Here is a 9,461-nt window from a genome sequence, read left to right on the forward strand (position 1 = left end):
CATATATTGATGTTTATAACATCATTTGAGGAGCAGAATATCACTTATAGGAGTTGTTCAAATTTACGGATCCATCTCTAAGAACGCTGATTTATGCACTACTCGTTGTTCTTCCTCATATCGTATCACTTCATGAGCCACGCAATATAGAGATATATTTCTTAGACATTGTTTCCATAAAAGTTCTGGATAGAGTTTTGTATAGGTCAGGAATGTTCTTTTCCCAAAACAACAATATTTCACCCTTCGTTTTGCATAATTTAAAATCATCGGTATTGGTGAGATCCTCTACCTGTTGAATCATCACTTCCCTTTCTTTTTCTTTGGCTTGTTTTTCTAAAACTTTTTGTTCCTTGATTTTGTCTTGTTCAGACAAAAAGTTCCTACTTTTCTCGCGTTTTTCACTGTCAGTAATGAACTTAACCAAGTGGAATAAATGTTCCATCCATTCATCCGTATGGGTTAAGCCAAGGATGCAACCATTTAGATTAAAGCCAACATTAACCAGGCCTATATCTGATGATGTTTTATTTCTGATATTCAAAATGACATCTTCATCCAGTTCATTTTCTGCAATGAATTCGTCTATATAGTGTTGGTACTCTGGAGATAGAAAACCGTCAAAGGTATATCGAACAACTTCTACCAGTAAAAAATTAACCCCGAAAAGTTCAATGTGTTTTTCAATCTCCTCAACAGGGATTTCCAACTGCATTGTAGATACGAGGCTTTCTACGTGGACCAGTGGCTTACCAATTTGCTGTAACTTTTCATAAAGCTCATTTGCATTCATGGGTTGGTTCAATCCGTTTTTTATATTTTATTCAGCACAGCCAATGTCGCATTGAGCATATCGACTGAAACCTCTAATTTTTTTGCTAAACGGGCCATGTGGCCGTCATCAAGTATTCTTAATGCCTTATGTAATGAAGTATAGTTTTTTAGCTCTGAAAACTCTTCAATTTTTTCATTGATATAGACATCATCTAAACCAGCTTCTTCAAAACACTCAATTACAGATAAGCCAACATATGAAAGTTTCTGTTTTTTAACATATGTTGATTGTTTTTGGTCTATTAAACCAAGTTTCACAGCAATTTTGTGGCTTTCACCACGCTTAGGTAGTCGATTGTTTGTGATGACCCTTGTATTGAAAAATTCTTTTTTTACTTGTTCAAAAGTCTTAGCCATTACGGGCACCATCAAAAGTTAATTATTTCGATCGTTTACGATATATCTTTAGAAGTACAAGAAGCGAATAAATTATTAATCTTGGTTCGCTCTAGCGCGTGGATGTGCATCTTTATAAGAACTAATCAACGTTTCGTGATCTACAAGAATATATACTTGTGTCGAAGATAGTGATTTATGACCTAGCATTTCCTGAACGGCGCGAATATTTTTTGTTTTGTTATACAAGTGCGATGCAAAACTATGTCTCAAAGCATGAGTACTACCAATATTTCCAGAACCATGCGCCTTTAACAGAGCTGTAATGCATGCACCTAAATGGTTTTTCGCAATATGTTTGCCAGATGGTGCAATGAATAAATATCCGCAGTCTTCTACTCCAGCTTTTGAAATCCAACGATTACGAACTAAAAGCCAAGTAGAAATAGCCTCTAGTGATTTTTTTCCTAAAAAAACAATCCGTTCATTATTTCCTTTACCCAATACCTTTAGTTGCATAGCACTGAGGTTGATATCACTTAGTTTGATGGCATGTAATTCAGAGATACGTAAACCGCCAGAATAAGCAATTTCTGCAGCTGCTAGATCTCTTAACTTTTGATTATTGTATTTCGGATTTAATGGCGTCTTGTTATCAAGTATCTCATTCAACGTATTCACGGCGATCGGGCGCGGTAAGCTTTGGTTTTTGAACTTAACCCGAATGTCAGAAAAGAAGTTTTCAGGTATATATTCCTTACGCAGACAATAGTTCAGGAAGTTTTTTAAAGCTGATAAATTTTTGTTGAGTGTTCTTGCAGAAACAATATCAACATCGATTCGATGCAACCGAAATGATGTGATGTAATCGCGGTCTAGTTCCAATAGATGTTTACCTTTAAAAAAAGGCATTTCTAACATCAAAAGTAAGCTCTTTTTGTATTCATTAATCGTCATGTCGGACTTATTTTCAAGCTTCAGGCTATCAAGCCATTCTTGAATCAATTCCTCATTCGACATGCTATGCATGGATAGATTTTCCGACATATGAATACCTAAAGCTCTTGAATAGTTTTCTCTAGCTGAACCTGTTTGTCAGCTCCACTTAATTTTATGACAATCTGCACAATATCCATATATTCTTTTACTGAGATTTTGCCATCTGCTTTCGCAGCATCCACGGTCTTACGTAAAAATGGATTGTCTGCATATTTTTGGAATAAAGGGAACGCTTTAAGGTCATTCAGCGCATCAGCATTAATTGAGTCATTTGAATGTTTAATGATGCAATTTTTCACCTGGTTTTCAGGTGTTTTGATGTAGGTCACTTCGGGCATGAATGGCTTGATTTTTGTCACCAATTCCACCTCATTAGAAGTTAAGCAACTATATACAATTTGCGATACTGGCTCTTTTGGACCACTAACACTCCACCCTTTCGTCACTAGAAAAAACGGTATTTTTGAATAAGGATACTTAAACGTATCATCAACAAGCTTATTAAATTGATGTGCAGTTGATAGGTAGCGATCGGAAGAAAAAACATCGATATGCGACATATCATTCGGCACTTCTGAGCATCCCCCGACCATGATTACAGTGGCAATTGATAGGAGAGCTTTTTTCATAGTTTTAACCTTAATTTGATTAGTGGGAAAAGCAACTTATAACTTTTGCTTAGGCTACGGTTAATAATTGTACCAAAACATAAAAATAGCGGTCGAGATAGACCGCTTAATGCATTAGAAATTGAATTTTTCAGTGTTGTACGCATAGATTTTATTAATATCAATGCGTTTACCTTGCATGGTTGTTATTGCAGTTGGTTGGAATTTAATTGCAAGATCTTTAATTTCAACGTCTTTCCATTCTGGCATGGAAGACGGTATATCAATAGTGCGGCGCTCTTTGGTACGGGTAGCTGGTATCCAGTGGTTTAACTTAACCATTGAGTCACCTAACAATGTACCTGTTTTGCGATCAACAATGCGTAAGTTTCCTTCCACCGAACGTATTTTTAAACCAGAATAGTTATCAATTCCATAAGTAAATGTGTTTTGGTTTTTACCGTAAAAACGTACTGTAAATTGATCGCGCATATAATAATCGTAATGTGCTTTTAATACCTGAAGCATAGTTTCACGATCTACAACATTTTCGACAATATCTTTGTCAGTACGTAAGGACTGCAGTTTATTAAGTGCTGGTTCAACATTCAATTGTTCGTCTGATACGTTTGGATTAACTAAAGGGTTACGTTGAGGGTAGAAAATATCGTTTAAGTAAGCTGTGTGCTGAACTAATAAATACATCGCTCGTTGTCGAGTATTCATCTGTTGATAAAGGTGAGCTGTCGCTTTGTATCGTTGATTTGAATTGTTCTCAAAATAGCTATCAGACAGTTTATATTCGCTGATTTCAGGTGTAAGGCCACCAGCAACAACATTAAAGCTTTTAGATGGCGTTAAAAGTCCTACATACGCTTCCTTAAAGTTCGGTGTTGGGATAGTTTCATCCTCAAATGCGAAAGCTGTATGCGCTAATACAGTACCAAGGATACCCACCATCGCAGTTTTTAATAGTTTCATTCAGTATTCTCTATATAACTTTAAAAAGGGTTTTAAGTTTGAAACTATAATACTTTATTTTTGTGCATTTAAAAAACCACTATTTAAACTTAAAGTAAAAATAATAATATTCCTTAAACCTATTTAACGCCATTCGTTAAACTATCGCTTAATCTCATTAGTCTTTTAAAGGTCAGGTAGTTTTTTGGTAGTAGTTTAGAATTAAGCGTTAAATTTGAGCATTGATCTAAGTCAATTTGGGCATTTTGATCGATAGGAAAGAGTTGTCCTTGATATGCAAAACCAGTCAAATTTTTAGCGATCGACTCAATCAAAAATACACCGTATTTATCTTGTTCCGTGGCCACTGAATTTAAACCACCTAAGGATGTAATCAGGTTTTTAAAATATCCTGGTATTGCGTTCTTCGTGCGTAAGAATTCTATTTGATTTTCAAATGCTTCAGGTGTGAGACATAACATAAAAGCATTTTTCTTTTCTTCTGGCGTTTCAAATACCTTGCCATTGGTCCACGACAGGATATTCGGCTTGAATACATGCAGTACTTCAACCGATTTAAGAAGATCCGCTACATTTGTTTTATGTTGTTCATCTGCTTCAGGCACAAACTGATTTTTGGTATATACCGCAGTAGAAAACCATTCATAATCAATTAACTGATTATCGGCATCTAATGGTTCATACAGCAAATACACGGCGCTATCACGCTTAATGGCCAACAGTGGTGATACTGCATATTGTTCTGCAAACTGAGTGATTGCATCTAAGAGCTCACTTGATATGTTGAGTTTTTTGGCATTGAATTCATCGCAAATTAACAGTAATTCTTGAGTGAGTGTTGGTACCACGTTTAACGGTGAACCAGTCTTGTTCAGCATCTCGTTAATAGCATTCTCAATTGCCCCTTTTGTTAGGCTATTGATGAACTGCAGCTGCTCTAATGAGATCCCTTCATGATCCAAAGCCTGTATGACCAGATCAAAAGCATGACGAATTTTCTTCTCAAAATGGTTTGCGTACGATAATCCCCAAGCGTCAGAAAAAAACGAGACTGTTTGTTCTGTATAGCTGGTATTCATTAGGGTTTTGGCAAGTTGCGCGTTACCGATTAAGTCACTTTCATCTTCTAATTTTTTACGCAAGTACTTCTCAATACCTTGTTTGCGAACGTACTGGATCTTCTTCAGGTTTTGACTTGATAGCCAAGTCTTATATTGCGATACAGCATATTGAATGTTCATATCGGCATATGCAGTAATACGGCAAGGTATACCATCAAAGAACGTTGGTAGAAGCACCTGTAAGAGCTCTAAATCACAAAGAGAAGCATAGATAACGCCGTCAGCCACTTCAAGGTCTGTAATCTTCACTGAGAATGAGTGAATACCGACTCGAACCAGTATTAATTTATCGGTATTTATTAGCACCGCATCATAAGAACTTTCACTGGTGATATTGTTTGCTTTAACCCATTTTTCCCAATGGTTAACGATATGGCCAGAAAGCGCTTCACGAGTATCGAAAGGTTGATCTAGATCTGCAGTTGCACTTATGAACGTATCTAAGCTAAACGCATATCGTAAAGGCTTTAGCTCGATATATGTCTCAATCGCTGTTGTATGTTGCTGAATACCATTAGTAATGCTTTGGAGCTTCAGTGCATAGTTCAAAGCCTCAAGCTGGAGCACTTCATCATCACCGATCTGCTGAAACACCGATGTAGCATATGAAAAATTAGTTTGTTCGCCGTGAATATAACGTCTTTCTTGCCCAATCTGCAGATACAGATTTTTGGCATCAGATTGGACTAAATCTAGGTAATTTTGTGGCTGAAGATCCTGAGCAAGTTGCGTAAAAGGTATTTTAATTTTTGATACTTTAGGTGCTTTTTTGAAACCTTCAATTGATGTCGGGAATTCAATAACATCTAAAATAAAATCTAGGTTTAAAGGTTTAACATCTATGATCAAATGGTTTTTATAAAAACGTCCAATTAGGTTATTAAAAAAACAAACTTGGGTTTTATGGTTTAGCATAAATATACCTTTATGAATCTTAAAGATCATCTTATAATAGTAGTATAAGTTTTAATACTATTTATCATGTGGTATTTTTAAACAAAGATAAAACTTTTAGTGAGTTGTTTCATGACAGAATCAGTTGTACCAAATAATAGCGCTTCAGAGAACGCACAAATACCAGGTACGATCGGAACATCAGCCGTTGCAGAACACAAGGGCGATAGTTTTAACGGCACAAGCATCATCACGATTGGTCGAGTTGACTTAAGTAGTTCTATTGAGCCTCTATTTGTACCAGTCTCAACATTGTGGTCCATCACACCGGGTAATTATCCTTTAAGCGCAGAAAATATTAAAAACTGCACGGCAGTACGATTTGAGGGTGAAGAACTACTTACCCAAAACTTCGCATTAGGCTCAATTGTGGTTTATAAAATCAATGGTGTTTTAGGGAACCATGTAATTGTGGTCAGTGAGGATCGAGACGGCGGTAACGATAACCGTGCGATTTACTGCAATAGCTTCAATACAACATGTAATATCTTATCTCAGTACGGTATTGCCTTCGCTGAGCTATATCGCCGCAAAGTATTAGAGCTTGATCAAGTCCTCTATACCAACCTCAATAGATCCCTTTTACAAACTCTCTATGTAGAAAATGAAACTGACGTTATTGATTTAGAGTGGAATACAAAGCACCACCCTACTCTATACGTTCATGCGTCAAACTTAGTTGCATCTGAAGAGCACGGTTTTGTGAAATATGATGGTCGTATGGCTGGTATTGGTACCTTTTCTACAAAATGTCTAACTGCAGACCGTAACGGCAACTTAATTAAACCAGAGCTAGCCTTCCTCAATAACATTATTGAAATTAATGTTACTGAAAAAGATGCGTTAGAGTTCTTGAATTGCTCTATTACGAATAACCGCTTCTTTTCGCGTATGGTTGATCAACTCAAAAGTGCTGGTCGTAAAGAATATGACTTCATCACGAACAACATTGATTTCTTCGCCGTACATGTGAAGCTTAACCTTGAAGAAGATCGTCCTAAAATTACGCGAATGGTTTTAGCACCAGATTTACCAATTCTGGAAAACTATTTGTATAAGCAATACGATCCAACCTACCTTGGTGAAGCCGTTGACGACTTAATTCAGTAATACAGATCTAAAAAAGCTAAAAGCCTACAATGTAGGCTTTTTTTTTGATCACGACTATTATCACTTGGAGTATCACGATCTTCTGACTGAATAAGATTGCGAACTCTAGGAGCAACACCCTGATCCCAAGAATATTCTTTACATATAGGAACAGGTAAAAAATAACTTTAAAAAAATAATATAGTTTGTTCCTAAATATTCCTTACCTGTTTAGTGATTAAGGCGCTTTAAAATTCAATTGGATTTTATAAGTGTTCAAGACATCTGCTATAACAGTACCTTCAGGGATCTCAATCTTATCCCCTACTTTGTATGTGTTCACAAATTGCCAAAACACCGCTTTTTCTTGTGGATCTAAACGAGAAAGGATGTATAGATAAGCAGATTCAAGCTGTTGTTGGCTTGCATAACTATCTACTGATACTACTGGCGTAGTTGCGAAGTTATAGTTCAATTCATCAAGAAGAGCTTCATATACAGTCGTACTTGCATACTTGCTGTATTTACCCTTGTTTTCAGGAACCGTATAGCCGTGGTTGTAATTGATCATACGAGCAACGTAACTGGCCAATAGTTCCGAGTTTTTAGGGTTTTGCTGTAAATAGTCTTCCAGCTTGGATTTATCAGCTTCGTGCGCCGTTAAAACCACTTCCCCGTTATTAATAACATTCAAGTTAAGTTTAATGCTCTTAATTTTACGAGGCGGTTGTTCAAATTCCGCACCATTAAAGCGATGTTTAACATTGATATAGTATTGTTCAATTGCATTCGCTTTAACTAAGGGAATTGGTGAAGATGATACAATTGGAGTTTGTGAGACTTTAACGGTTGTGTTGTTGGCATAGAGGTGTGCTGATAGCGAGATTGTACCAATCAGTAAAGCTAAAGTACGTTTATTAAATACCATTTTAAACTTTTCCAGTGAAATAGTCGGTGTTATTTGTGAGAACCAGTTTTACTTTTAAAACTGCTTCTAAGCTGTCTTTACAAGATTATACTATTTTTAACATTGCATCACTAATAGTCCTTAAACATTTTTAGTTAATTCGTATCAATCACCGTTAAAACTATCTAATATGTTTAAGAAGTTTAAGCACCCTTTAAAATTTGTTGTGTATTAGGTTTATGGAAACGATTTTAAATTCCTTTTTGTTAAAGTCTATAATTTATTCATTATTGTTTTATATAGTGTATAAGTTAGTTTTTGCTTTATGTGGCGTATTTCGCAAACCTAAAACTAAAGCCAAAAAGAATTCAAAAAAAGGCTATCGTAAGCCTCAAAAGAATCAGGAGCTTGTATCTAAAAAAGTCCTTACAAAAAACGAGATTATAATGCTTGATGCACTAGAACAGGTCATTCCATCACGCAACATTTTGGTGCAAGTAAGCATGAGTGCTTTTATGACCACGCAAAACATAAGTACCCGAAATCAGTTTTCTAGGCTTTACGTGGACTATTTGATTGTTGATGAAGACTACAATCCTATATTATCTATTGAGCTTGATGGGCATTATCATAAATATACCCAGGATAAAGATAAAAGGCGTGACGAGCTTTTGAAGAGTGCTGGCATTCCTGTCATTAGGTTTAAGGAAATTCCAGACATAAAAGTTATAAGAAAAACCATTTCAAGGTATATTTAGGTATAAATACGATTAACTCTAATTGATTTTAATATTGTAAATGTGTAAAAATGGTTTTGTCGTAAGAGATATTTTGAATTAATTTTCAAATATATTTCTAAAGGTTTAATCATGAACAACTTAACTCGCAATACTGGAACTAATGACATGTTAAATGTATCAAAACCAGAAAATGTTGCTCAAATGTCACCTGTTGAACTTCAGAATTATATTGAAGAACTTCAACAACAACTAGTCGTTAAAGAAAATAAAGCTTTTCACGATGCTGTTAGTGCCATTAATGCAATCATTTCAGAAAAAATTACTGCCGATGGTGTTGTGGACATCCATACACTTAGTGAATATCTAAAAAACAACCACATTGATACCACAAAAGTTGAGCCTGTAAGACGTCAAAAACGTAAGCTTACGCATGAATGGGTTCACCGTGAAAACAACAGCTTACGTTGGGCTGGTCGCGGTCAAGTAATTAAATGGTTACGTGAAGAAATGATTGAAAAGGGTTTAGATCCTTCAGATAAAGAAGCTGTACGTAGTTATTGCGAACAAAATCTAGACCTTAAAGAGATTTAATCTTTAAAACTAGTGAAACCACCGTAAAAGGTGGTTTTTTTTTGCCATTATATAGTGTCGTTAAGCGATACCCTATTCTATTAGCTTTCAGCCGATAACAAGAAAATTTGCAATTGGTATATACTTAAACCGTTTTTATGAAGGTCACGTTATACAACGGACTAGTTTTAGTTAAATTTTGGTATATACATTATAAGTATATGTGACTATACCTTTGCTTATGTTTCGCTGGAGGCGATTAAATGTCATTCAAAACTCTATTATTAACTGGCTTATTATCAGAGGTGGTCCCACTTGTTTG

The 9,461-nt window shown here is 35.7% G+C and carries 10 protein-coding genes; 3 read left to right on the plus strand and 7 right to left on the minus strand.

Annotated features, from left to right (window positions below; all coding sequences use genetic code 11):
* Positions 1-130: 130 nt before the first annotated feature.
* The 6 genes from G5T77_RS17330 to G5T77_RS17335 all read right to left on the minus strand — a co-directional run bounded on the left by G5T77_RS17330 (position 131) and on the right by G5T77_RS17335 (position 5,794).
* Entirely contained in the window at positions 131-793 is a 663-nt protein-coding gene (locus G5T77_RS17330) for a hypothetical protein (RefSeq protein WP_227553516.1), read from the minus strand.
* A gap of 20 nt (positions 794-813) precedes the next feature.
* Positions 814-1,191, minus strand: coding sequence for a hypothetical protein (locus G5T77_RS16825; RefSeq protein ID WP_005006227.1), 378 nt, complete (start codon positions 1,189-1,191; stop codon positions 814-816).
* A 75-nt stretch (positions 1,192-1,266) separates the two neighbouring features.
* A complete protein-coding gene (locus G5T77_RS16830; RefSeq protein ID WP_227541429.1) occupies positions 1,267-2,217 on the minus strand; it encodes a tyrosine-type recombinase/integrase in 951 nt (316 codons plus the stop codon).
* Between the two features lie 8 nt (positions 2,218-2,225).
* Positions 2,226-2,798, minus strand: a complete 573-nt coding sequence (locus G5T77_RS16835) for a hypothetical protein (RefSeq protein WP_046127922.1) — start codon at positions 2,796-2,798, stop codon at positions 2,226-2,228.
* A gap of 114 nt (positions 2,799-2,912) precedes the next feature.
* On the minus strand, positions 2,913-3,758 hold the full coding sequence (locus G5T77_RS16840; RefSeq protein WP_166139615.1) for a hypothetical protein: 846 nt from the start codon (positions 3,756-3,758) through the stop codon (positions 2,913-2,915).
* Positions 3,759-3,877: 119 nt separating this feature from the next.
* The gene (locus G5T77_RS17335; RefSeq protein WP_240904299.1) at positions 3,878-5,794 is read right to left on the minus strand and encodes a hypothetical protein; all 1,917 of its coding nucleotides are present in this window, start codon (positions 5,792-5,794) and stop codon (positions 3,878-3,880) included.
* A 111-nt stretch (positions 5,795-5,905) separates the two neighbouring features.
* Here G5T77_RS17335 and G5T77_RS16850 point away from each other — a divergent pair, with 111 nt between their 5' ends.
* Positions 5,906-6,943: a hypothetical protein gene (locus G5T77_RS16850; protein WP_038350020.1), complete on the plus strand. Its 1,038-nt coding sequence runs from the start codon at positions 5,906-5,908 to the stop codon at positions 6,941-6,943.
* Between the two features lie 217 nt (positions 6,944-7,160).
* Here the strand turns inward: G5T77_RS16850 and G5T77_RS16860 are convergent, their stop codons facing one another.
* Entirely contained in the window at positions 7,161-7,850 is a 690-nt protein-coding gene (locus G5T77_RS16860; RefSeq protein WP_005006214.1) for a hypothetical protein, read from the minus strand.
* A gap of 218 nt (positions 7,851-8,068) precedes the next feature.
* Here G5T77_RS16860 and G5T77_RS16865 point away from each other — a divergent pair, with 218 nt between their 5' ends.
* Both G5T77_RS16865 and G5T77_RS16870 read left to right on the plus strand, forming a co-directional pair.
* Positions 8,069-8,587: a DUF2726 domain-containing protein gene (locus G5T77_RS16865; RefSeq protein ID WP_166139618.1), complete on the plus strand. Its 519-nt coding sequence runs from the start codon at positions 8,069-8,071 to the stop codon at positions 8,585-8,587.
* 111 nt (positions 8,588-8,698) lie between these two features.
* Positions 8,699-9,160 (plus strand): H-NS histone family protein, encoded by a 462-nt coding sequence (locus tag G5T77_RS16870; RefSeq protein WP_038350047.1) that lies wholly within the window; start codon positions 8,699-8,701, stop codon positions 9,158-9,160.
* Positions 9,161-9,461 lie beyond the last annotated feature (301 nt).

It is taken from the genome of Acinetobacter sp. GFQ9D191M (assembly GCF_011174875.1).
Lineage (GTDB): Bacteria > Pseudomonadota > Gammaproteobacteria > Pseudomonadales > Moraxellaceae > Acinetobacter.

What these genes read in the sequence shown, in the direction of transcription:
- G5T77_RS17330 (WP_227553516.1), bottom strand. Translation starts at nt 793, where the DNA reads ATGAATGCAAATGAGCTTTATGAAAAGTTACAGCAAATTGGTAAGCCA.
- G5T77_RS16860 (WP_005006214.1), bottom strand. Translation starts at nt 7,850, where the DNA reads ATGGTATTTAATAAACGTACTTTAGCTTTACTGATTGGTACAATCTCG.
- G5T77_RS16835 (WP_046127922.1), bottom strand. Translation starts at nt 2,798, where the DNA reads ATGAAAAAAGCTCTCCTATCAATTGCCACTGTAATCATGGTCGGGGGA.
- G5T77_RS16825 (WP_005006227.1), bottom strand. Translation starts at nt 1,191, where the DNA reads ATGGCTAAGACTTTTGAACAAGTAAAAAAAGAATTTTTCAATACAAGG.
- G5T77_RS17335 (WP_240904299.1), bottom strand. Translation starts at nt 5,794, where the DNA reads ATGCTAAACCATAAAACCCAAGTTTGTTTTTTTAATAACCTAATTGGA.
- G5T77_RS16840 (WP_166139615.1), bottom strand. Translation starts at nt 3,758, where the DNA reads ATGAAACTATTAAAAACTGCGATGGTGGGTATCCTTGGTACTGTATTA.
- G5T77_RS16830 (WP_227541429.1), bottom strand. Translation starts at nt 2,217, where the DNA reads ATGTCGGAAAATCTATCCATGCATAGCATGTCGAATGAGGAATTGATT.
- G5T77_RS16865 (WP_166139618.1), top strand. Translation starts at nt 8,069, where the DNA reads ATGGAAACGATTTTAAATTCCTTTTTGTTAAAGTCTATAATTTATTCA.
- G5T77_RS16850 (WP_038350020.1), top strand. Translation starts at nt 5,906, where the DNA reads ATGACAGAATCAGTTGTACCAAATAATAGCGCTTCAGAGAACGCACAA.
- G5T77_RS16870 (WP_038350047.1), top strand. Translation starts at nt 8,699, where the DNA reads ATGAACAACTTAACTCGCAATACTGGAACTAATGACATGTTAAATGTA.